The 23,148-nt window shown below is 65.5% G+C and carries 21 protein-coding genes; 6 read left to right on the top strand and 15 right to left on the bottom strand.

The window, feature by feature from the left end; genetic code table 11:
• Positions 1-29 precede the first annotated feature (29 nt).
• Entirely contained in the window at positions 30-983 is a 954-nt protein-coding gene (locus AC1DN0_RS18645; RefSeq protein ID WP_035867485.1) for a LysR substrate-binding domain-containing protein, read from the bottom strand.
• A gap of 126 nt (positions 984-1,109) precedes the next feature.
• Positions 1,110-3,317 carry an ATP-dependent DNA helicase RecG gene (gene recG, locus AC1DN0_RS18640; RefSeq protein ID WP_477145895.1) on the bottom strand — a complete coding sequence of 736 codons (2,208 nt, stop codon included), beginning with the start codon at positions 3,315-3,317 and terminating at the stop codon, positions 1,110-1,112.
• A 184-nt stretch (positions 3,318-3,501) separates the two neighbouring features.
• Here recG and queA point away from each other — a divergent pair, with 184 nt between their 5' ends.
• The 5 genes from queA to secF all read left to right on the top strand — a co-directional run bounded on the left by queA (position 3,502) and on the right by secF (position 9,427).
• The gene (gene queA, locus AC1DN0_RS18635) at positions 3,502-4,548 is read left to right on the top strand and encodes a tRNA preQ1(34) S-adenosylmethionine ribosyltransferase-isomerase QueA (protein ID WP_477102535.1); all 1,047 of its coding nucleotides are present in this window, start codon (positions 3,502-3,504) and stop codon (positions 4,546-4,548) included.
• 47 nt (positions 4,549-4,595) lie between these two features.
• Positions 4,596-5,726, top strand: a complete 1,131-nt coding sequence (gene tgt, locus AC1DN0_RS18630; RefSeq protein ID WP_441626281.1) for a tRNA guanosine(34) transglycosylase Tgt — start codon at positions 4,596-4,598, stop codon at positions 5,724-5,726.
• Positions 5,727-5,923: 197 nt separating this feature from the next.
• Positions 5,924-6,253: a preprotein translocase subunit YajC gene (gene yajC / locus AC1DN0_RS18625; RefSeq protein ID WP_035867491.1), complete on the top strand. Its 330-nt coding sequence runs from the start codon at positions 5,924-5,926 to the stop codon at positions 6,251-6,253.
• Between the two features lie 235 nt (positions 6,254-6,488).
• On the top strand, positions 6,489-8,360 hold the full coding sequence (gene secD / locus AC1DN0_RS18620; RefSeq protein WP_441626279.1) for a protein translocase subunit SecD: 1,872 nt from the start codon (positions 6,489-6,491) through the stop codon (positions 8,358-8,360).
• A 95-nt stretch (positions 8,361-8,455) separates the two neighbouring features.
• Positions 8,456-9,427, top strand: coding sequence for a protein translocase subunit SecF (gene secF / locus AC1DN0_RS18615; RefSeq protein ID WP_441626277.1), 972 nt, complete (start codon positions 8,456-8,458; stop codon positions 9,425-9,427).
• A gap of 108 nt (positions 9,428-9,535) precedes the next feature.
• Here secF and AC1DN0_RS18610 read toward each other — a convergent pair whose 3' ends face one another.
• From AC1DN0_RS18610 to purB, 8 genes are all read right to left on the bottom strand, one after another.
• Positions 9,536-10,543 (bottom strand): response regulator, encoded by a 1,008-nt coding sequence (locus AC1DN0_RS18610; protein ID WP_477145894.1) that lies wholly within the window; start codon positions 10,541-10,543, stop codon positions 9,536-9,538.
• A complete protein-coding gene (locus AC1DN0_RS18605; protein WP_441626273.1) occupies positions 10,540-11,673 on the bottom strand; it encodes a hybrid sensor histidine kinase/response regulator in 1,134 nt (377 codons plus the stop codon). Before AC1DN0_RS18605 ends, AC1DN0_RS18610 begins: the two co-directional genes overlap by 4 nt.
• Positions 11,674-11,681: 8 nt before the next feature.
• A complete protein-coding gene (locus tag AC1DN0_RS18600) occupies positions 11,682-13,013 on the bottom strand; it encodes a sensor histidine kinase (RefSeq protein ID WP_035867504.1) in 1,332 nt (443 codons plus the stop codon).
• Positions 13,014-13,035: 22 nt separating this feature from the next.
• On the bottom strand, positions 13,036-14,427 hold the full coding sequence (locus AC1DN0_RS18595; RefSeq protein ID WP_441626269.1) for a class I SAM-dependent methyltransferase: 1,392 nt from the start codon (positions 14,425-14,427) through the stop codon (positions 13,036-13,038).
• Between the two features lie 438 nt (positions 14,428-14,865).
• A complete protein-coding gene (locus tag AC1DN0_RS18590) occupies positions 14,866-15,456 on the bottom strand; it encodes a YceI family protein (RefSeq protein WP_477145893.1) in 591 nt (196 codons plus the stop codon).
• 75 nt (positions 15,457-15,531) lie between these two features.
• Positions 15,532-16,104, bottom strand: coding sequence for a YceI family protein (locus tag AC1DN0_RS18585; protein WP_441626267.1), 573 nt, complete (start codon positions 16,102-16,104; stop codon positions 15,532-15,534).
• An 88-nt stretch (positions 16,105-16,192) separates the two neighbouring features.
• Positions 16,193-16,783: a cytochrome b gene (locus AC1DN0_RS18580; RefSeq protein WP_441626265.1), complete on the bottom strand. Its 591-nt coding sequence runs from the start codon at positions 16,781-16,783 to the stop codon at positions 16,193-16,195.
• 294 nt (positions 16,784-17,077) lie between these two features.
• Positions 17,078-18,454, bottom strand: coding sequence for an adenylosuccinate lyase (purB, locus tag AC1DN0_RS18575; protein ID WP_035867515.1), 1,377 nt, complete (start codon positions 18,452-18,454; stop codon positions 17,078-17,080).
• Between the two features lie 462 nt (positions 18,455-18,916).
• On the opposite strand from purB, the gene AC1DN0_RS18570 reads away from it, so the two are divergent.
• The gene (locus AC1DN0_RS18570) at positions 18,917-19,531 is read left to right on the top strand and encodes a glutathione S-transferase family protein (protein ID WP_035867518.1); all 615 of its coding nucleotides are present in this window, start codon (positions 18,917-18,919) and stop codon (positions 19,529-19,531) included.
• A gap of 70 nt (positions 19,532-19,601) precedes the next feature.
• Here AC1DN0_RS18570 and mnmA read toward each other — a convergent pair whose 3' ends face one another.
• From mnmA to AC1DN0_RS18545, 5 genes are all read right to left on the bottom strand, one after another.
• Complete coding sequence (mnmA, locus tag AC1DN0_RS18565) at positions 19,602-20,696, bottom strand: tRNA 2-thiouridine(34) synthase MnmA (RefSeq protein ID WP_441626262.1); 1,095 nt, start codon at positions 20,694-20,696, stop codon at positions 19,602-19,604.
• Positions 20,693-21,196, bottom strand: coding sequence for an NUDIX hydrolase (locus AC1DN0_RS18560; RefSeq protein ID WP_441626260.1), 504 nt, complete (start codon positions 21,194-21,196; stop codon positions 20,693-20,695). The genes mnmA and AC1DN0_RS18560 overlap by 4 nt, the downstream gene beginning before the upstream one ends.
• Positions 21,197-21,284: 88 nt before the next feature.
• Positions 21,285-22,259 (bottom strand): 4-hydroxy-tetrahydrodipicolinate synthase, encoded by a 975-nt coding sequence (gene dapA / locus AC1DN0_RS18555; RefSeq protein ID WP_441626259.1) that lies wholly within the window; start codon positions 22,257-22,259, stop codon positions 21,285-21,287.
• A complete protein-coding gene (locus AC1DN0_RS18550) occupies positions 22,246-22,656 on the bottom strand; it encodes a hypothetical protein (protein WP_035867524.1) in 411 nt (136 codons plus the stop codon). Before AC1DN0_RS18550 ends, dapA begins: the two co-directional genes overlap by 14 nt.
• Before the next feature lie 135 nt (positions 22,657-22,791).
• Positions 22,792-23,148 (bottom strand): TorF family putative porin (locus AC1DN0_RS18545; protein ID WP_441626258.1); only part of this gene is annotated, 357 nt, incomplete at its 5' end.

Below are 23,148 nucleotides of genomic sequence, written 5' to 3'. Positions count from 1 at the left end.
GCGCGAGGACGGGCAGCCAGCGGGGCAGGTCAGGCCGCCTTGGCCAGTTCCTTGGCAGCCAGCATGCTGACCCCGGGCAGGTCGCAGGCGGTCACGGCGCGGCGCAGCGCTTCCATGGCGGGCAGCCGGGTAAAGCTCTTGCGCCAGGCCAGGACCACGCGCCGGTCGGGCACCGGGTCGGTGAAGGGCACGTAAGCCAACAGGTCGTTCTTGCCGGACTTGAGATCCGGTACTGACGTGCGCGGCAGCACAGTGATGCCGACACCACTTGCCACCATATGCCGGATGGTTTCCAGCGAGGAACCTTCAAAGGTCTTCTGGATGCCGTCGGCCGCCTGGGAAAAGCGCGACAACTCGGGGCACACGCCCAGCACCTGGTCACGGAAGCAGTGCCCGCTACCCAGGAGCAGCATGGTCTGCTGCTTCAGTTCGTCGGGGTCAACATGGCTGGCGTTTTCCAGATGGTGACCGCGCGGCACCGCTACCACGAAGGGCTCGTCGTACAGCGGCTGCACGGTCAGGCCGGAATCGGCGAAGGGTTCGGCCATGATGGCGCAGTCGATCTCGCCTTGCTTGAGCAACTCGATCAGCTTGACCGTGTAGTTCTCCTGCAGCATCAGCGGCATCTGCGGCACGGTTTGGATCATTTCCTTGACCAGCGCGGGCAGCAGGTAGGGCCCGATGGTGTAAATCACGCCGAGGCGCAACGGCCCGGCCAGCGGGTCCTTGCCCTGCTTGGCGATCTCGCGGATGGCCATGGTCTGCTCCAGCACGCGCTGGGCCTGCGCCACGATCTGCTCACCGATCGGCGTCACCGAGACCTCGGAAGTGCCTCGCTCGAAGATCTGCACGTTGAGTTCGTCTTCCAGCTTCTTGATGGCCACCGACAACGTCGGCTGCGACACGAAGCAGGCTTCGGCCGCCCGGCCGAAATGGCGCTCGCGCGCCACGGCGACGATGTACTTGAGTTCGGTGAGCGTCATGACTTATCAATTTCCATTAGGCGATAGATTTTACCTTCGATTCGGGGTTCTGTCAGAGATGAAGGGCAATGCGGCGCAGGCGATACTTGCCGCCGCGCGCCCATGCGAAGCATGCTGCCCTTTGCCTCAGGCCTTCAGGAAATGCTCCCTGCCGCCCAGCCAGCGCAGCAGGTGCGCCTCCACCGCCTCCGGATAGCGGGTCAGCATCAGTTCCGCCGCCTCCTGGGCATAGTCGACCAGCCAGGCGTCGGTGTTGAGATCGGCGAAGCGCAGCATCGCCTCGCCGGACTGGCGCGCGCCGAGGAACTCGCCGGGGCCGCGTATCTGCAGGTCGCGCCTGGCAATCTCGAAGCCGTCGGTGGTCTCGCGCATGGTCGCCAGGCGCTCGCGCCCGGTGGGCGACAGCGGCGCCTGGTACATCAGCAGGCAGACCGATTCCGCGCTGCCCCGCCCCACCCGGCCGCGCAACTGGTGCAGCTGCGCCAGGCCGAATCGCTCGGCGTGCTCGATCACCATCAGCGAGGCGTTTGGCACGTCCACCCCCACCTCGATCACGGTGGTGGCTACCAGCACCTGCAGGCGGTTGGCCGTGAAGTCTTCCATCACGGCAGCCTTATCCGCCGGCGGCAAGCGCCCGTGCACCAGACCTACCTTGAGCTCCGGCAAGGCGGCCACCAGGGTCTCGTAGGTTTCCACGGCGGTCTGCAACTGCAGCGCCTCGCTCTCTTCAATCAGCGGGCACACCCAGTAGACCTGCCGGCCATCGGCGGCGGCATGGTGCACGCGCTCGATCACCTCGTCGCGGCGCGCGTCGTTGACCAGCCGCGTCACCACCGGGGTGCGGCCGGGCGGCAGCTCGTCGATCACCGAGACGTCGAGATCGGCGTAGTAAGTCATTGCCAGCGTGCGCGGGATCGGCGTGGCCGACATCATCAGCTGATGCGGCACGGTCTCGGCGGCCTTGCCGGCCTTGTCCGGCGGCGCTGCCGCATCGGGCTCCGCCTTGCCGCGCAGCGCCAGGCGCTGGGCCACGCCGAAGCGATGCTGCTCATCCACCACCGACAAACCCAGGCGCGCAAACTTGACGCTGTCCTGGATCAGCGCGTGGGTGCCGATGGCCAGTTTGGCTTCGCCGGACTCGACCTGCGCCGCCGCCTCGCGCTTGGCGCGCGCCTTCAGGCTGCCGGCCAGCCACACCACGGTCACGCCAAGCGGCTCCAGCCACGCGGAAAGCTTGCGGTAGTGCTGCTCGGCCAGGATTTCAGTGGGCGCCATCAGCGCGGCCTGGTAGCCGGCGTCGATGGCCTGGCAGGCCGCCAGCGCCGCGACAATGGTCTTGCCGCTGCCGACGTCGCCCTGCAGGAGTCGGTGCATCGGATGGGGCGCGCCCATGTCCCTGGCGATCTCTTCCACCACGCGCTGCTGGGCGCCGGTCAGCTTGAACGGCAGCGCCGCCAGGAAGGCCGTCAGCAGGCCGCCGGCGCGGCGCGGCATGGGCGGCGCGCTCTTGTCGCGCCGCGCCGCCTGGGAGCGCTTGAGCGAGAGTTGCTGCGCCAGCAGTTCGTCAAACTTGATGCGCTGCCAGGCCGGGTGCGAGCGCTCGATCAGCGCGGCTTCATCGACATCCTGCGGCGGCGAGTGCAGCAGGCGCAGACTATCCGGCAATGGCTGCAGCCTGAGCTGCGCGAGCGGACCTTTCAGGACCGGCAATGGCAGGGTCTCGGGCAGCGGCGTGCGCGAAAGCGCCCCGCCGATGGCCTTGCGCAAGTAGGTCTGCGGAATGCCCGCGGTACTCGGGTACACCGGCGTCAATCTATCGGGCAGCGCCTCGCCTGGCGTCACCGGGCGCACGGTGGGATGGACCATCTCCGCGCCGAAGAAGCCACCGCCGCGCAGTTCGYCGCGCACGCGCAGGCAGGTGCCTTCGGCCATCTGCTGGGCCTGGCTGCCGTAGAAATTCAGAAAGCGCAGCGTCAGCTCGCCGGTATCGTCGGCGATCTTGACCACCAGCTGGCGGCGCGGGCGGAAGCTCACCTCATTGGACGTGACCACGCCCTCGACCTGCACCGCCAGGCCCAGGCCCGCGCGGCGGATGGCATCGGCGATCGGCAGCAGCGTGGTCTCGTCCTCATAGCGCATCGGCAGGTGCAGCACCATGTCAACGTCGCGCTTGAGGCCAAGCTTATGCAAGCGCGCCATGGCCGAGGACGGCTTGCCGGCGGCACCTTTGGCGGCCCCCGGCCCCTTGCYCGGCCGGCCGGCCTTGTCCCCGGCGGGCGCCGCGGGCAGGCTGTCGGTGGTTTCCGGGATCGGGTCGGGAGCGGTTCCTGGCATCGGGCGGCGTGGCTACGGATTCGGGTCGGGGTTCATGCCTGGCGGCAAGGGAGGGTGGCGCAAATAGGCGATATCATGCGCGCCCGGGCGGCCGTGCTGCCCCAAGCCTTACAATATCGGATTCGCCGATTGTACCTATGCCGGCCGCGCCACCGCGCGGCCAGTGGCCGTTTTTGCCCCCATGATGCTGACGCTGTCCGACTTCGACTTTGAACTGCCGCCCGAACTGATCGCCCAGACCGCCTTGCCGGAGCGCGGCGCAAGCCGGCTGCTGGTGGTGGATACGGACGCGCGGGACGGCACCACCCGCCTGGCCGACCGCACTTTCGCCGATATCGTCGGCTACCTGCGCCCGAACGACCTGCTGGTATTCAACGACACGCGCGTCATCAAGGCACGCTTCTTCGGCCACAAGGGCAGCGGCGGCAAGGTCGAGGTGCTGGTCGAGCGGGTGCTGGACAGTCATACCGTGCTGGCGCAGGTGCGCGCCTCCAAGACGCCGCCCGAGGGCAGCAAGCTGCGCCTGGTGGATGCCTTCGACGTCACCGTGGGCCCGCGCGTGGACCAGTTCTTCACGCTCACCTTCCCCGAGCCGGCGCTGGACCTGATCGAGCGCCACGGCCGCCTGCCGCTGCCGCCATATATCACCCACGACCCGGACGCCTTCGACGAGACCCGTTACCAGACCGTCTACGCCCGCGCCCCCGGCGCGGTGGCGGCCCCCACCGCCGGCCTGCATTTCGACGAGGCGCTGTTCGCCCGGCTCGATGCGCTGGGCGTGCGCCGCGGCTTCCTGACCCTGCACGTGGGCGCCGGCACCTTCCAGCCGGTGCGTACCGAGAACCTTGCCGAACACAAGATGCACGCCGAGTGGTATGAGGTGTCCGAGGCACTGGCCCAGGCCGTGCGCGACACGCGCGCCGCCGGCGGCCGCGTGATCGCGGTCGGCACCACCTCGCTGCGCGCGCTGGAATCCGCCGGCACTGCCGATGGCACGCTGACCGCCGGGCGCGGGGACACCGATATCTTCATCACGCCGGGCTACCGGTTCCGCGTGGTGGATGCCCTCATCACCAACTTCCACCTGCCCAAGTCGACCTTGCTGATGCTGGTATCGGCGCTGGCCGGGGTGGAGCCCATCCGCGCCGCTTACCGCCATGCGGTGGCGCAGCGCTACCGCTTCTTCAGCTACGGCGACGCCATGCTGCTGACGCGCCAGCCCCAGCCCTGAGCGCGCCGCGCCAGCTCCGTACCGACTGCCCGAACCCGATTCCAGCCATGCTCAACTTCGAACTGCTCACCACCGACGGCAACGCCCGCCGCGGCCGCGTCACCCTCAACCACGGCGTGGTCGAGACCCCGATCTTCATGCCGGTCGGCACCTACGGTTCGGTCAAGGCGATGTCGCCGCTCGAACTGAACGAGATCAATTCGCAGATCATCCTGGGCAACACCTTCCACCTGTGGCTGCGCCCCGGTTTGGAAGTGGTGGAGGCCCACGGCGGCCTGCACCGCTTCATGGGCTGGGACAAGCCGATCCTGACCGATTCGGGCGGCTTCCAGGTGTTTTCGCTGGGCGCGCTGCGCAAGATCACCGAGGATGGCGTGACCTTCGCCTCGCCGGTCAACGGCGACAAGCTGTTCCTGTCGCCCGAGATCTCGATGCAGATCCAGCGCACGCTGAACTCCGACATCGTGATGCAGTTCGACGAGTGCACGCCATACGAGATCGAAGGCCGTCCCGCCACCCATGCGGAGGCGGCGACTTCCATGCGCATGAGCCTGCGCTGGGCCAAGCGTTCGATCGACGAATTCAAGCGCCTGGCCAACCCCAACGCGCTGTTTGGCATCGTCCAGGGCGGCATGTTCGAAGACCTGCGCGACGAGTCGCTGGCCGGGTTGTCCGAACTGGACTTCCACGGCTACGCCATCGGCGGGCTGTCCGTTGGCGAGCCCAAGGAAGACATGATGCGCGTGCTGGAGCACGTGGCGCCGCGCCTGCCGGCCCACAAGCCCCACTACCTGATGGGCGTGGGCACGCCGGAAGACCTGGTGGCGGGCGTGGCGGCCGGTGTCGACATGTTCGACTGCGTGATGCCGACCCGCAATGCCCGCAACGGCTGGCTATTCACCCGCTTCGGCGACGTCAAGATCAAGAACGCCGTCCACCGCAACGACACGCGGCCGCTGGACGAGAGCTGCGGCTGCTATACCTGCCGCAACTTCTCGCGCGCTTATCTGCATCACCTGCACCGGGTCGGCGAGATCCTCGGCGCGCGCCTGAACACCATCCACAACCTGCATTACTACCTGCAACTGATGGCCGAAATGCGCGAAGCCATCGAGCAGCACCGCTTCGAAGCCTTCCGCCTGCAGTTCGCCGCCGACCGCGCGCGCGGGCCGCAGTGAGCCGCACCCGGCGCGCCGGCGTGAACTTTCCGCCGGGCGCCGGTCGAATAGCGGTGCCCGGCTGCCGCAAGCGGCGCCCAAGGCGCTCCGAACAAACCCGTAAACCACTGCAATTGCCCTTATCCGGCGTGCAGTGCGGTTGCAAGCGGGTGGTAGAATGATCGACTAACTGACTGACTTTGTGACGGAGAAGCAACGTGCTGATTTCTAACGCATTTGCCCAGACTGCCGGTGTCACCGGCGGCGCGGCGGGTGGCCTGATGAGTTTCCTGCCTATCATCCTGATGTTCGCGGTGCTGTGGTTCATCATGATCCGCCCGCAGATGAAGCGCCAGAAAGAAGCGAAGGCAATGATGGAAGCCCTGGCCAAGAATGACGAAGTGGTCACCGCCGGCGGTATCCTTGGCCGCGTCACCAAGGTCAACGAGCAATACGTGACCCTCGAAATCGCCGCGGGCACCGAAATCACGGTGCAGAAGAGCGCGGTCACCACGGTGCTGCCCAAGGGCTCGCTGAAGTCGCTCTGAGCACCGCGATAGCGGGTGGATCGTTGCCATATTCCGGCTTTTACCGCTCTCCCGCCCGTTAGCCTGCTTTTTCGCCCTTCCCGGCACGCCTTTAGCGCGCGTGCCCCCGCAGCCGCCTGATCCAGCCCGGGTTATCCGTGGATGCCAGGCGGCTGTTTGCCAACCGGTGCGGTGGTGCCGACCTCCCTGCTGACGGTAACGTCGGCCCCGCCAACCGAAGAACGACTGGCCAAAGATGAATCGTTATCCGCTTTGGAAATACCTCGTGATCCTGGTGGCGCTGGCCATCGGCATCACCTATACGCTGCCGAACTTCTTCGGCGAGGCGCCTGCCGTGCAGGTCTCCTCCGCCAAGGCCACGGTCAAGATCGACCTGGCCATGCAGAAGCAGATCGAGCAGATCCTGGCACAGAACAACCTGCAGCCCGACGGCATGTTCTTCGACCTGAACGGCCAGTCCGGCTCGGTCAAGGCACGTTTCCGCACGCCCGACGAGCAGCTCAAGGCCAAGGACATCCTGACGCGCACGCTCAACCCGGACCCCAGTGACGCCACCTACGTGGTCGCGCTCAACCTGTTGTCGGGTTCGCCGCGCTGGCTCACCGCCATGCACGCGCTGCCGATGTACCTGGGGCTGGACCTGCGCGGTGGCGTGCACTTCCTGCTGCAGGTGGACATGAAGGGCGCGGTCGACAAGAAGCTCGACAGCCTCGCCGGCGACGCCCGCACGTTGCTGCGCGACAAGGGCATCCGCCATGGCGGCATCGACCGCGACGGCGATCGCCTGACGGTGCGCTTCAATAACGCCGACGACGCCACCAAGGCGCGTGCCATCCTGGCCGATAGCCTGCGCGAGCTGGCGTTCACCCCGGACGGCAGCAACATCGCCGGCGTATTCACCGAGGCCGCCCGCAAGGCGGTGCAGGATGCGGCGGTCAAGCAGAACATCACCACCCTGCACAACCGGGTCAACGAGCTCGGCGTGGCCGAGCCGGTGATCCAGCAGCAAGGCGCCGACCGCATCGTGGTACAGCTGCCGGGCGTGCAGGACACCGCCAAGGCCAAGGACATCATCGGCCGCACCGCTACGCTGGAAGCCCGCCTGGCGGACCCCGAGGCACCTCGCAACCCGCGTCCGGGCGACCCGATCCCCTTCGGCAGCGAGCTGTTCACGCAGGGCAACGGCGCCCCGGTGGTGCTCAAGAAGCAGGTCATCTTCACCGGCGACCGCATTGAAAGCGCCTCGGCCGGCTTCGACCAGAACCAGCGTCCCTCCGTCAACATCAAGCTCGACGCCCAGGGCGGCCGCGTGCTGCGCGACGTCTCGCGCGAGAACATTGGCAAGCCGATGGGCATCGTGCTGTTCGAGAAGGGCAAGGGCGAGGTCCTGACTGTCGCGACCATCCAGTCCGAACTCGGCTCCAGCTTCCAGATCACCGGCTCCTACTCCACCGAAGCCGCCAACGACCTGGCCCTGCTGCTGCGCGCCGGCTCGCTGGCCGCGCCGATGGAAATCATCGAGGAACGCACCATCGGCCCGTCGCTGGGCGCGGACAACATCAAGAAGGGTTTTGACTCCGTGGCCTACGGCTTCGGTGCCATTGCCGTCTTCATGATGCTGTACTACATGCTGTTCGGCGTGTTCTCGGTGGCCGCGCTGGCCGTCAACCTGCTGCTGCTGGTGGCGGTGCTGTCGATGCTGCAGGCCACGCTGACGCTGCCCGGCATCGCCGCTATCGCGCTGGTGCTCGGCATGGCCATCGACGCCAACGTGCTGATCAACGAACGTATCCGCGAGGAACTGCGCGCGGGCGCTACGCCGCAGATGGCAATCGCCGTCGGCTTCGACCGCGCCTGGGCCACCATCCTGGACTCGAACGTGACCACGCTGATCGCCGGCCTGGCGCTGCTGGCCTTCGGCTCCGGCCCTGTGCGCGGCTTCGCCGTGGTGCACTGCCTGGGCATCATGACCTCGATGTTCTCGGCGGTGTTCTTCAATCGTGGCCTGGTCAACCTCTGGTACGGTCGCAAGAAGAAGCTGCAGAGCGTGGCGATCGGCCAGATCTGGAAGCCGGGCTCGGACAGCCAGGGCACCGTCGCCAAGTAAGCATCATGGCTGCCGCGCCGGGCGCGCGGCAGCCAACCAGCATAGACCTGCAGTACAAAACAGCAGCACAGCTGCCGTATTAAACAGGATTCAACATGGAATTCTTCCGCATCCGGCGCGACATTCCGTTCATGAAGCACGCGTTGATCTTCAACGTGATTTCCTTCCTGACGTTTGCCGCCGCCGTATTCTTCCTCGCGCACAAGGGCCTGCACCTGTCGATCGAGTTCACGGGCGGCACGGTGATGGAGGTCAACTACCAGCAGCCGGCCGATCTCGAGCATATCCGCGGCCAGGTCGGCAAGCTGGGCTACAGCGACGTGCAGGTGCAGAACTTCGGCACCTCGCGCGACGTGATGATCCGCCTGCCGCTGCAAAAAGGCCCTGACGGCAAGCCCGTCACCTCGGCCCAGCAGAGCGAGCAGGTGATGGGCGCGCTGCAGGCCGCCGCACCGGATGTCAAGCTCCAGCGTGTCGAGTTCGTCGGTCCGCAGGTCGGCAAGGAACTGGCCACCGACGGCCTGCTGGCGCTGCTGTGCGTGGTGGCCGGCATCGTGATCTACCTGTCGTTCCGCTTCGAGTGGAAGTTCGCTGTCGCCGGCATCATCGCCAACCTGCACGACGTGGTGATCATCCTGGGCTTCTTCGCCTTCTTCCAGTGGGAATTCTCCCTGTCGGTGCTGGCGGCGATCCTGGCGGTGCTGGGCTACTCGGTCAACGAATCGGTCGTGATCTTCGACCGGATCCGCGAGAACTTCCGCAAGTACCGCAAGATGACCACGCATGAGATCATCGACAACGCGATCACCAGCACCATCTCGCGGACCATCATCACCCACGGTTCGACCGAAATGATGGTGCTGTCGATGTTCTTCTTCGGTGGCCCCACCCTGCACTACTTCGCACTGGCGCTGACCGTCGGCATCTTGTTCGGCATCTACTCCTCGGTGTTCGTTGCCGCGGCGCTGGCCATGTGGCTGGGCGTCAAGCGCGAGGACCTGGTCAAGGGCGAGAAGAAGCCGGGCGACGTCGACCGCGACGACCCGAACTTCGGCGCGCAGGCCTGACGGCCCCGCAACGGATTCTCCGTCAATGAAAAATGGGCACCTTCGGGTGCCCATTTTTCATTGCCGCGCCTGCCCGCTTCGATCCGGGCACCGTATGTCGCCAGCGCGTCAGAACTGCTCGATCCACACCGCCAGGCGATCCGCGGAAAACTCGRCCGTGCGCTCGGCGGCGCGGTAGACGATCGAGCCGCCCTCGCGCACGGCCTTCAGCGCCCCGCCGGCTTCATCCAGCCACAGCAGTCCGGCCAGCCAGGCCACATGGCGCGCGGAGACCTCCTTGTCCACCGGCTCGCCCAGGTATTCGCCAAGCGCGGCACCGTGAATCCACACCAGGGCATCGCCATCCCGGCGCACCACGTCCACCCCGCCGGCCTCGGCCAGCGTCTCGGCCAGTAGCGCCACAGCATCGCCCGCGCCACGGCCGGTGAATTGCGTACGCAGGCCCGCGAGCCTTGCCGCCACCGCATAGCCGAAGCTGCCGCTGCGCCGGCTTTCCGCCGCCACCAGGTCGGCGTAGTCCATCAGCAGCCAGTCCGGCTCGGGATTCTGTACGCCTGCCAGCGCGGCCGAAGCCAGGTAGGTTTCCACCGGCTGGAAACGCTCCGGGCCAATCAGGCTGGCCGACAGCGTGCGGATCAGGCCGATGCGCGCGGCGATGGTCTGCCTTTGCAGCACGCTCAGCTTCTCGCGCAGCAACTGGTCGCGTTCCTTGCGCAGGCCTGCCATCTCCAGCGCCTGCTTGAGCTCCATGCGCAGCGCGGTAATGTCCCACGGCTTCTTGATGTAGCGGTGGATCTGGCCTTCGTTGACCGCGGCGACGGTGTGCTCGATCTCCGAGTAGGCCGTCGTCAGGATCCGCACGATATGCGGATAGCGCTCGCGCGCGTAGCGCAGCAGTTCGTTGCCGTACTCGCCTGGCATCCGCTGGTCGGAGACCAGGACCGCCAGGCTGTCGGCGTGCGCATCCAGCAGCGCCTTGCCTTCTTCCACCGAGCCGCCGGTCACGACCGGCGCCAGGGCTCCGATGGCACGCTGGAAATACTTGACGGCCGTCGCCTCGTCATCGACGAACAGAATCGCCGGTGATGGTGCCTGCGTGGCATTCGGTTCGTTCATCGATTACTCCTGTGCATTCGACTCTTGGTATTTGGAAAATCCAGTGTTACGGTGGTGCCCGCACCGGACGTCGACTCGATCCGGATGCCGCCACCGAAAGACTGCATGACACGGTTGCAGAAAATCATGCCCAGCCCGTTGCCACCCGTATTCGCATGGGTGGTGACCGGGTCCACCAGCAGGCGCCCCATCACTTCCGGCGGTATGCCCGGGCCGTTGTCGCAAATGCGGATCGCGGCCTCGGGCTCGGCCGCCACCACGAAGCGCAGCGACGGCGCGGCGACGCCATCGAGGGCGCGCAGCGAGTTGGACAGCAGCGACGACAAGACCAGCGCCACGCAATTGGGCAGCGTGCGCACGGCAAAGTCGTCTTGCATCTCGACCTGCACCCACTCGCGCTGCGGCCCCGCGAACGGGTAGGTATCGAGCAGCGCGGCGATCAGGGCGCCGGCAGTCACTTCCCGGCTGGCATTGGGCTGCGTGCTGGGCCGGCCCCCGCTGCTGCGCACCGACTGCAGGAAAGACGAAATCACGGCCAGGCAATACTGCGCGTTGTCGTGCATCGACGTTGCCGCCTGGCCGATCTCGCTCTGGCGCTGCGGATTGTATTCCGCCGCGATCCGGCTTTCGATGCCGCGGGCAAAATTTGCGATCGCCGCCAGCGGTGTATTCAGTTCATGGGCGAGAAAGGCGAGCGTCTCGTCGATCGCCATCAGGCGCTGGTGGCGCACCGAACGCTCGCGGTAACGTTCCGCCGCCAGTCGCAGCGTCTCGCGCACCTGCCCCAGTTCGAGGGGCTTCTCCAGGATGCGGAACACCTCGCCGGTGTTGACCGTCTGCAACAGCATGTCTTTGTCCGCATAGGCGGTCACCAGGATGCGGACGATCTGCGGGTACTCGAGCGCCACCTGTCGCAGCAGGTCGCCGCCATTACGGCCTGGCATGCGGAAATCCGTCACCAGCACGGCGACGCGCGCGCTCTCCCGGCGCAGGACGACGATTGCCTCATCGGCGCCGCTGGCGACCAGCACCTCGTACTCCGTGCCAACCGCGCGGGCGAAGTACTTGCATGCCATCTCCTCGTCATCGACGTAGAGGACGGTAAGCTTCGGTTGCCGGGCATCGCTCATGACGCTCCTCAGTCGGCTCGCGGCAGGTCGAAGCTGAACGAGGCCCACTGGCCCAGCTCGCTTTCAGCAAACAGCACGCCACCATGGCGCTCGATCACCGCGTAGCTGATCGACAGGCCCAGGCCTAGGCCCTGCCCGACTTCACGTGTCGTGAAGAACGGCTCGAACACGCGCGCCAGGTGCTCGGACGCGATGCCGGGGCCATTGTCCTTGACCGTGACATGCAACCGGCGCTCGACCCACTTCACCGTGGTGTGGATCGCCGGGCTCTGCGTGCCGGCCTTGCGCATGGCCAGCGCGGCATTGGAAAACAAATTGATCAGCACGCCGATCACCGCCGCTTCGTCGCCCAGTACCAGCGTATCGGTGGGCAACTCGCGCGTGACGGCGACCCCGCGCAACTCATGCGCGGTCAGCCGGATCGACGAATCGAGCGCCTTTTCGAACAGGAACGGCGTGCCTTCGGCTTCGGCGCCGGGCTTGCGATAGGCAAAAGTCTTCAGGTCCGACACGATATGCTGGATACGTTGCATGCCCTGCTTGGCATCGACCAGGCACTCCTGCAGCATCGGCTCATTCTTGGCTACCGGCTCTTCCAGCGCAACCTCGATCGCCATCAGGCAAAAGTTGACCGGGTTGTTGACCTCATGCAGCAGGCCCGCGGCCAGCGTACCGATGGCGGCCATCTTTTCCTGCTGCAGCATCTGGCCCTTGATGTCGACCAGCTTGCGGTTGATGACTTCGAGCTCGGCGTTCTTTTCCGCCACTTCGGCCTTCAGGCGGAAAAGCATGAAGCGCGCCCGCTCGTTGAAGAAGGTATAGACCGCGCTGGCCGCCGCGGCAAACAGCAGGAACAGCGAATTGACGATAAAGGTGCCGGCCGGCTCGATGCCGCCGGAATGCAGCAGGCAGGCAAGCAGGTAGAACAGGTAGGAAAGGACCCCGAACACCAGGTTCTGCCACAGGCCGAAAGGCAATGCGATGCCGGAGGCGAAGATGGCCAGGTTCAGCCCCACGTAGTAGGGCGATTCCACGCCGTCCGTATGCCAGATCATCCAGGAGATCATGATCTGCGGCAGCAGCAGCCATGACAAGGTCAGCCACGGCGCGAAGCGCCGCCCCGCGGTGCTGTACAACAGCATGACAATGCCGGCGATCAGCAGCGACACCAGCACGCGCGCCACCGCGAACGGCGCCTGCAGCTGCGGGTACTGGCCATAGTCCAGCCCCACGCCGAGCAGCACCAGCACGATGGCGGTATACGCGCCGCCGCGGCTGAAGGCCAGGCGGAAATCCGCCAGCTCGGTCTGGTAACCCGCGTAAAGTTGATTCGTGCTCATGGCTGGGCCGGCTACTGGTGTTTCAGAGGATGATCGCTTCGGCGAACACATTGACTCCGGTCTGGTCGACATAGAGCTTATGGTCGCGGGATTGCTCGGGCAGCAGCATACTCATCCTGGCCTCGTCGCGATAGATCAGGTACCACTCCAGCAAATGTTCCATGCCGAACTTCTCGGGGTTGGCGGAGTGGACATTGGTCACCAGCAGCTGGCCGCCAGGCCGTGTACGCGCGGCAAAATAGCTTAGCAGCCGGGAACACACCTTATCCGACAGGTAGTCGAACAGCCCCGCGCAATACACCGCGTCGAACTCGCGCAGCGCGGCATCGTCCGGCGAAATCTTGCGCTTGAGCAGTTCATGCACCGACTGGTGCACCATCTCCACCGATACCTTGTGCCCCGCCGAGGCCGCCGAATTTTCGATGGAGGACTTGGTGTAGGCCAGCGTCTCCTCGCTGAAATCGACCAACTGGAACGACAGCAGCTCGGGCTGCGCATATTCACGCACGAAGCGCTGGATCTCGAAGGCCGGGCCGCAACCGACATTGAGCACGCGGAACGGCCTGCCGGCCGCACGGGCGGCGTCCGCCTGGCGCGACAGGAAGTCCACCAGCAGGTCGATCCGGTTGCGGTGGGCGGTGGCTACCGCCGCCTTGAGGAAGGCCGTGTTGACAATCTGGAAGTAAGTGGTCGGGCCCTGCTGCGGGTCGCTCAGGATCTGGTTGACCATCTCGTAGTCGCCGGCGTAGCCCAGCGGCTTGGTGAAGGTGCGATAGACAAAGGGGGCGCGCAGCAGCAACGGATGCAGGGCCGACTGCGCATAGGTACGGTGCACGGGCGCGATCTCGGCGTCCACCTGCTCGGCCTCGCCTTCCAGCCGGTCCAGGTAGGACTTGGTCTTGAGCATGATCGGCGTGGCCAGCTCGTAGAACACGTCCTCCCGCAACCGTCCATCGGTCTTGGGCAGGTTTTCGGTCAGGTCGACCTGCTCGACCCAGCGCGATACTTCAGAGAGAAACGCGCGCATTTCATTGACCACGATCTGGTAATCGCGCCGGATATTGAAGCGCGCGTCCCAGTCTTTGATAAACAGTTCTGCTTCGCGCCCGACCGATTTCGGCTCGTTGGGCAGGTCGCTCAACTCGCGCCATTCGTCGATCAGCGTGAGCGATACCACCGCGGTGAGGCCGGTGTTCACCAGGCTCATCACCACCGCCTTGCCCAGGTAGGCGTTCTTGGTCCCCATGCGCACACTCAGCTCGCTCAGCACCTCGCTGACCTGGACGATCGAGTATGGGTTGTAGATTTCCATCACCAGAGACTTTCTCTGGAGATTGATAATTGTGCCCCGCACCTGCTCGCCCTGCGAGTTGCGGAAACTGACCACCGGATCGATTTGCGTTTGGGAGTACACGGTATTGCGCCAGAGAAATCCGAGAAACGCTGCCGGCCGCCCAGTTCAACAGTGTGGCATTGACTGGCCGGGTACAGCTCGTAGGGCGATGGATCGCTACGCTAGACCAGTATCAGGGGGTACTGCTGGGATACATGTCGGTAATCGGTTGCGGGCATGGGCGTCCTTGACTGATGGCAGGCAGGCACGCACGCGACTACACCCTGGTAACGGTGACTGAGACTGTGACTGAGTGAGACTGTAACTGAATACTAGCGGATCATTGTACTGTGGCCGCCAGGTGCGGACAACACAACCTGGGCGATGCCCGCGCAGGCTTGCCCAATGTGCTGGTAACAAAGAAAAAGGCCGGGATTGCGCCCCGGCCTTTTTCTTTGTTACCCAGATGCGCGAAGTCGGGGGCAACCCCCGGACCTCGCGACGTATCTGTCGTCCGTCTTAGTCGGCCTTCACGCCTTCGACCTGGATCGCCAGCTTGACCTCGGGCTTGAAACCCATCTTCACGCCGTAGTCGATACCGAAATCGGCACGGCTGAAGCTACCCACGGCATCGGCGCCGCAGGCTTCGCGCTTGAGCATCGGATGCTGGATGCACTTGAAATCGCGGATCTCCAGCTTGACCGGCTTGGTCACGCCATGCAGGGTCAGCAGACCATCGACTTCGGTCGGCACGTCGCCATTGAACTTGGTGAACTTGCCCTTGTAGGTGGCTTCCGGGAAGGCTTCGACATTGAACATGTCGGGGCCCTTCGCGTGCTGGTTCAGCTTGCTGTTGCCGAAGTCGACCGAGGCGGCGTCGATCTTGATGTCCACCGTGCCGGTCTTGGCAACGCGATCCAGCGTCACCACGCCGCTCGACTTCTCGAACTTGCCGCGCCAGGTCGACAGGCCGCCAAGGTGGTCGGCTTCGAAGCTCGGGTACGTGTGGGTCGGATCGAGGTTGTAAGTCACCGTGTTGGYGGACGCCACGCCGACGGCGGCGCTGGCGGAAAGGGCCGCGACAGCGGCGAGGATGGTGCGCAGTTTCATGAGAACTCCCGGCAAAAAGTTGGGGATGAACAGCAAAGGTACAAAGGTGCGACAGGGAATACGGGCGCTGCGCGCTTACTTCCTGGCCGCGGTCACGATACGAAATTTGATCTGGACATCGTCGGCAACGACGGAAGTATCCTTCCACTCGCCATCGCCGATGTTATACACGGTGCGCTTGATCGGCAGCACACCTTCGAACACCTGGCCGCCGGCGTCCTGGCGATAGCTTGCCGGAATCACCACGTCCTGGGTCTTGCCCTTGATGGTGAGCTTGCCCGCCACCTCATACTTGCCGGCTGCGCCGGCCTTGATGCTGGTCGACTGGAACACCGCCTTGGGGTACTTGGCCGCGTCGAACCAGTCGCGCCCCTTTACCTCCTTGGTGGTCTCTGCATCGCCGATCTCGAAGCTGGACACGTCGATCTCGACCTTGGCCGAGGACGCTGCCAGCTTGGCGGGATCGAACGATACCGCGGCATCGAATTTCTTGAACTTGCCTTCCATCGGCACGCCGATCTGGCGGGCTGTCGCGGTGACCGAGCTCTTGGCCGCGTCGACCTGGGCCCAGGCGTAATTCGCCCCGATGCCGGCGGTGGCCAGCGTGGCCGCCATCAGGAGCGCGCTCGCGCGGGGAATGCGTTTCATGAAAAGAACTCCTGTCGCTAGGAGGGCCGTGCGGCCCTCGGTCAATGGTCAGTCAGGGCGGAGAAACGGGACGGGGCCCCGCCTTGCCCTACTTGAGGAACGGCAGCATGCGCGCCAGTGTACCGTCGCGCTCGATGAACTGATGCTTGAGGGCGGCGGCCGCATGGACTACGACGATGACGGCCATCAGGTAGTTCAGCCAGATATGCGCCAGCTTCAGGATTTCCTTGAGCTCATCGTTTTTCTCGAGCAGCGCGGGCAGTTGCCAGATGCCAAGGTAGACCACGGGAACGCCTGAGGCTGAGCTGTACAGGTAGCCGGTAACCGGCACCACCACGATCAGCACGTACAGCAGCACGTGGGCGGCGTGGGCCGCCTTGGCCTGCCAGGCCGGGGTGCCGGCTGCCGGAGCCGGAGCGCGGTGCGTAGCGCGCCAGAGCACGCGCAGCGCGGCAAAGGCGAATACCGTCACGCCGATCCACTTGTGCCATGAAAACAGCTTGAGCTTGAGCATCGACAGGCCCGGGATGCTGGTCATGTACAGGCCCAGCCCGAAGGCGGCAAAGATCAGCAAGGCGATGATCCAGTGCAGGCCGATCGCGGTCGCGCCATAAGCGGACGCCGATGACGGCCCTGGAGCGGTGCCGGCGTGGGCACTGGCTTTGGCTTGGGAATGCATGGAAGAAGACCCCTGCCCTATGCGGGCGTTTCATAAACTTTTACTGAATGGCAATCATGCGTGCCGTTGAATTCTCGCATTATTGTGCGCCCGGCGTGTTGCGGAACGGTCTGAAATTCATGGAATCATTCAAATGGTTTGAAGTGACAATTCGTCGCAACCAGGACGCGGCGCCTGCCCGCCTGTGCGCATGCCGGGCGCGTAACAAAAAAACCACCCATGGGGTGGCTTTATTGCAACGTGCCTGCCGGCAAGGTGCGATCCGAAACGCTCGGACCGCCCACGCCGGGAAGATTACACCCGTTCGGCGAGGCTCACCGCGCGGCCGATATAGCTGGCCGGGGTCATTTCCAGCAGCAGCTTCTTGGCATCGTCGGGAATCGCCAGGCCGCCGATGAAGGTCTGCAGCGCCTCGCGCGAGATGCCCTTGCCGCGCGTCAGCTCCTTGAGCTGCTCGTAGGGGTTGGGCACGCCGAAGCGGCGCATCACGGTCTGGACCGGCTCGGCCAGCACTTCCCAGCAGTTGTCGAGGTCTTCGTCCAGGCGCTCGGGGTTGGTTTCCAGCTTGCCCAGGCCGCGCAGGCAGGCCTCGTAGGCCAGCAGGCTGTAGCCAAAGGCCACGCCCATGTTGCGCAGCACCGTGGAATCGGTCAGATCGCGCTGCCAGCGCGACAGCGGCAGCTTTTCCGACAGGTGGCGCAGCACCGCATTGGCCAGACCCAGGTTGCCTTCGGAATTCTCGAAGTCGATCGGGTTGACCTTGTGCGGCATGGTCGACGAGCCGATTTCGCCAGCCTTGGTGCGCTGCTTGAAGTAGCCCAGCGAGATATAGCCCCAGATGTCGCGGTTCAGGTCCAGCAGGATGGTGTTGGCGCGGGCAATGGCGTCGAACAGCTCGGCCATGTAGTCGTGCGGCTCGATCTGGATGGTGTAGGGATTGAAGGTCAGGCCCAGGCGGGTCTCGATCACTTGCTTCGAGAAAGCTTCCCAGTCGAAGGCCGGATACGCCGACAGGTGCGCGTTGTAGTTGCCCACCGCGCCGTTCATCTTGCCCAGCAGTTCCACGCGCTGGATGCGTTCGATGGCACGTGCCAGGCGCGCCGCCACATTGGCCATTTCCTTGCCCAGCGTGGTCGGGCTGGCCGGCTGCCCGTGGGTGCGCGACAGCATCGGCTGGCGGGCGTTGGCGTGGGCCAGTTCCACGAGGCGCGCATGCACGCGCTGCAGCGCCGGCAGGATCACGCCTTCGCGGGCGCCCTTGAGCATCATGCCGTGCGAGGTATTGTTGATATCTTCCGAGGTGCAGGCGAAATGGATGAATTCGCTGGCGGCTTCCAGCTCGGCGTTGCCCTTGACCTGCTCCTTGAGCCAGTACTCCACGGCCTTCACGTCATGGTTGGTGACCGCCTCGATCTCCTTGATGCGCGACGCGTGGGCTTCGGTGAAATTGTCCACCAGGGCCAGCAGGGCCGCTTCGGATGCCGGCGAGAACTTGGGCATATCCGGCAGGCCGGCTTGCGACAGCGCGATCAGCCAATGCACTTCGACCTTGACGCGGTTGCGCATGAAGGCAGCTTCCGAGAGCCACTCGCGCAGCGCATCGGCCTTGGAGGCGTAGCGGCCATCGATGGGGGACAGGGCGGTGAGCGGAGAAAGCGAGGAAGAAGACATGCTGGGAGACCGGAGGGATAGGGGAACTGGTTACGCAAGCGTGGCCGGGCGGGCAAATTGCGCGGGCACGTGGCCTGGCGCCACCCCTGGCGAGCCGAAGCGGTCAGCGACAAGACCGGAACGGATCAAAAGAGGTGAAAAAGCACCGAAACGATACCGAAGCGGCACGAAAAGAGCCTAATCAGGCGCGCCAACCGACTGGCAGCGCGGCGGAAAGCGGGCATTTTACCATCGTGGCTGTCCTTCTGTGGACGCGTTCGCGGGCCCGGCCACCCCGCGCGTATCGGCACCACGACACTGCTGCGCCCGCCCGGGGCACATCCGGGGCGGGGCACGGGTATACTCGCGCTCGCCGATCCGCTAGCCTGTTATGAAGTGCATCGGGCATGCCGGCCGGACGCACCGGCGTGGCCGCCGTGCCTGGAGCGCCGATGCACTTCATAACAAGCTCGAGGGGAGTCCATGAAGCTGTATGCATCGCAAACCAGCCCTTACGCGCGCAAGGTGCGCGTGGTGATGGCGGAAAAGAAGATCGACTACCAGATGGTCGAGGTGGACGTGTGGTCGCCGGATACCACCATCGGCCAGTTCAACCCGCTGGGAAAGGTACCGTGCCTGGTCATGGAAGACGGCGGCGCGATTTTCGATTCGCGCGTGATCGTCGAGTATGTCGACACGCTGACGCCGGTCAGCCGGATGATTCCGCAAGCCGGGCGCGAGCGCGTCGAGGTACGCTGCTGGGAAGCGCTGGCCGACGGCCTGCTCGATGCCGCCCTGCTGGCGCGCCTGGAACACACCCAGCGCGAGCCGGAGCAGCGCAGCGAGCGCTGGGTCAAGCGCCAGCTCGGCAAGATCGACGCCGCGGTGGCCGCCATCGCCGACGGCATGGCCGACCGGCCCTGGTGCTCGGGCAACCATTACTCGCTGGCCGACGTGGCCGTGGGTTGCGCGTTGTCGTACCTCGACTTCCGCTTCCCGGACATCGCCTGGCGCGAGCGCCACCCGCGTCTCGCGGTGTACCAGGACAAGCTCGGCAAGCGCCAGTCGTTTATCGACACCGAGCCGCCGCGCGGCTGAGCCGTTCCGGGCTGCCCATGAAAAAACCGGCCAGACGGCCGGTTTTTTCATGCCCTGGCAGCGCCGCGCATCACTGGATGATGCCGCCGCCCAGGCAGATGTCGCCGTCGTACAGCACGGCGGACTGGCCCGGCGTGACCGCCCACTGCGCCTGCGCGAAGGTCAGTTGCAGTGCATCGCCGGTGGACGCCGCCACCGTGCACGGAGCGTCGCTCTGGCGATAGCGCGACTTGGCCGACAACGTGGTGCCAGCCGCCGGGCCCTCGCCCGCCACCCATGACAGGTCGGCCGCATCAAGCGTGGGCGTGAGCAGCCACGGATGCTCGTGGCCCTGCACCACATACAGCGTATTGCTGGCCATGTCCTTGCGCGCCACGTACCAGGCATCGCCATTGCCGGTGCGGCTGCCACCCAGGCCGATGCCCTTGCGCTGCCCCAGCGTGTAGAAAGCCAAGCCGATATGCTGGCCGACTTCCTTGCCGTCGGGTGTCATCATCGGGCCCGGCCTGGTCGGCAGGTAGCGGTTGAGGAAGTCGCGGAAAGGCCGCTCGCCGATAAAGCAGATGCCGGTGGAGTCTTTCTTCTTCGCATTGGGCAGGCCGATCTCGGCGGCGATCTCGCGCACCCGCGTCTTGGGCATCTCGCCCAGCGGGAACAGCGTGCGCGACAACTGCGCCTGGTTCAGCCGGTGCAGGAAATAGCTCTGGTCCTTGGTGTGGTCGAAGGCCTTGAGCAGTTCGAACCGGCTCCCGCCCGCCCCTGCCGCCACTTCGCGCACGCGCGCGTAGTGGCCGGTGGCGATGGTGTCCGCGCCCAGCGACATGGCATGGTCCAGGAAGGCCTTGAACTTGATCTCGGCATTGCAGAGCACGTCGGGGTTCGGCGTGCGGCCCGCCGAGTATTCGCGCAGGAAATCGGCGAAGACGCGATCCTTGTACTCGGCGGCGAAATTGACTGCCTCCACGTCGACGCCGATCAGGTCGGCCACCGACACCACGTCCAGCCAGTCCTGCCGGGTCGAACAGTACTCGCCGTCGTCGTCGTCTTCCCAGTTCTTCATGAACAGGCCGATCACCTCGTAGCCCTGCTGCTTGAGCAGCCACGCCGTCACCGAGGAATCCACCCCGCCCGACATGCCCACCACCACGCGCTTGCCCGCGCTCATGACCGCGCTCCGCCGGCCACCACCGAGGGATGGGTGTAAAGCGCGTCGAGCGCGAAGCGCTTGCCCGCCAGGTAGTCATCGATGCAGGCCATCAGCAGCGGCGTGCGATGCCGATCGGGACAGGCACGGATCTCATCGGCGCTCATCCACACCGTGCGCACGATGCCCACGTCGAGCTGGCGCCCGGCATCGAGCGCGCCCAGTTCGCCGGTAAAGGCAAAGCGCACATAGGTGATGTCGCCACCCGGCCGCGCCGTGGTGCCGGCCGAATGCGCGCGGGCGGTATAGCAGCCCAGCAGCGCGCGCGGCTCAAAGGTGTGCGCGGTTTCTTCCAGCGTTTCGCGGATGACGGCGTGGATCAGGCTTTCGCCCGGATCGAGATGGCCGGCGGGCTGGTTCAGCCGCAGGCCATCGGGGGTTTCTTCTTCCACCAGCAGGAAGCGGCCGCCGCGCTCGATAACCGCGGCGACCGTGACGCTGGCATTCCAGTCGTGTGACATGATGCACAAATTTTAGGCAATCCGGCATTCTACCGGTTGCCGCCCTTTCGCGCATCCGCGCCACCCGGCCGCGGCGGTGGCTCCGTCACTAAGCCAAGAGCAAAGTGCGCTCTGCGGCCTCCGCCGGCGGCAGCGAAGCGATCGCCCGGTCGAGCTGTTCGCACAACGCCCGGCTGGCTGGCGCCAGCGGCCGCCTGACTTCGGAGCCGATCAGGCCGCACAAGGCCAATGCCGCCTTGACCGGCACCGGATTGGGCTCGGAGAACAGCAGCGAGATCAGCGGTGCCAGTCGCGCGAACAGCGCGCGCGCGGCTTCGTGGCGGCCTGCCGCCACCAACTGCAGCAGGCGCACGAACAAATCCGGGCGGATGTGCGCGCAAGCCGGCACCACGCCGTCGCCGCCRGCCAGCAGGTGGTCGAGCATGGCCGCATCTTCGCCACAGAACACGGCGAGCAGGTCGTTGCACGCCAGTTCACGCAGCCCGGTGGCATCGCACTCCTTGACCGCCACGATGCGTGGATGCAGCGCCAGCCGCCGCACCAGTGCCGGGGACAGCGAGCAACCCGTGCGCTTGGGCACGTTGTACAACATCAGCGGCCGCCAGGTCGCGTCCGCCACGCGCTCGAAATGCCAGGCGATGCCTTCGTCGCCCGGCCGCAGGTAGTACGGCGGCGGCACCAGGTAGCCAGCCAGGTCGAAGCGATCGAGCTGGCGCACCTGCTCGCAGACGGCGCGGGTATCTACGCCGCCGGCACCGGCCAGCACGGGCACCGTGCCGTCCACCGCCTCCAGTACCGCGGCGGTAAACGTCAGCCGCTCCGCCGGGGAGAGCAGTCCGCCCTCCCCGGTCGTGCCCAGGATGACCAGCCCGTCCACGCCACTTGCCACATAGTGCGCGGCCAGGCGCTGCGCCCCGGGCAGGTCCAGCTCGCCGCCTCGCATCGGCGTGACCAGCGGCAGCCACAGCGCCGCGGGGGACTTTTCGCGCTGCGCCGGCGCAAAACCCGCCCGCGCGGCAGCGCTGTCTTCGCGCGCAGCCCCGCCGGTGTCAATGCGCGGCATGGTCTTGCCCCAGCATCGTCGTGACACCGAACTCGGCAGCCGGCAAAGCCATCATGATGGCGTGCATGGCGGCATCGCGGCCACCGCGCTCGACTTCCACATGCAGTGTGGTCTCGCCATGGCGATGGTCCACTTCGACCACGTAGATGCGCGCAAGCTGGCCGATCGCGCGGTGCAGCGACTGGCGCAGCGCGAAGACCTGGCCCGACGCCACCGCCAGCCGCAGCCGGATCCAGCTGTGCACGGTGTCCACGGCCATCCCCGGCGCGGTGGCCGGTGCAGCTTCGATGCCGGATGCGGGGAGGCGTCCGGTGCGGGAATCGTTGCGTGATTGGCCACGGGAAAGACGGCGGCGCGGCACGGAAGCAAAGGCCACGGCAAGGCTCGACTGTCGCATTTGAGCGGGACCCGCGTTGGGCGGGTCGTCTGTTGGAGATGGATCCATGCTAGGCAGGGCGGCCTCAAGTTGATGCAGTATTCGCCGCCGGCGCCATCAAAATGTCATCAAGATGGCAAGGCGGCGGCGTCCTGCTCAGAACGTCTTGGTGATCGAAGCCCAGGCGGTAGCCTTGCCGATGTAGCGGCCAGGCACGTTGGTATAGACCGACTTGTGAGCGTTGGTGTCGATATAGGCGACCGCCAGCGCGAAACCCTTGCCCAGGTCCTTGGTCAGCCCCAGCTTCCAGTCGGTGTACGAGGCGCTGTTCACGTGTTTCACGTTCTGGTAGCCCACGTGGGCATTCAGCGTCAGGTCCCAGAAATTCAGCGGCACATTGGCCGACAGGTCGGCGTAGTAGCTGTACTTGCTGTCGGCGAATCCGAACAGGTTGGTCAGCGCCTGCGAATACTTGAAGAACACAGGACCGTAGCCGGCGCCGACATACACTTC

It is taken from the genome of Cupriavidus sp. 05N39 (assembly GCF_056397325.1).
This window is presented reverse-complemented; position numbering and strand designations above follow the sequence as displayed.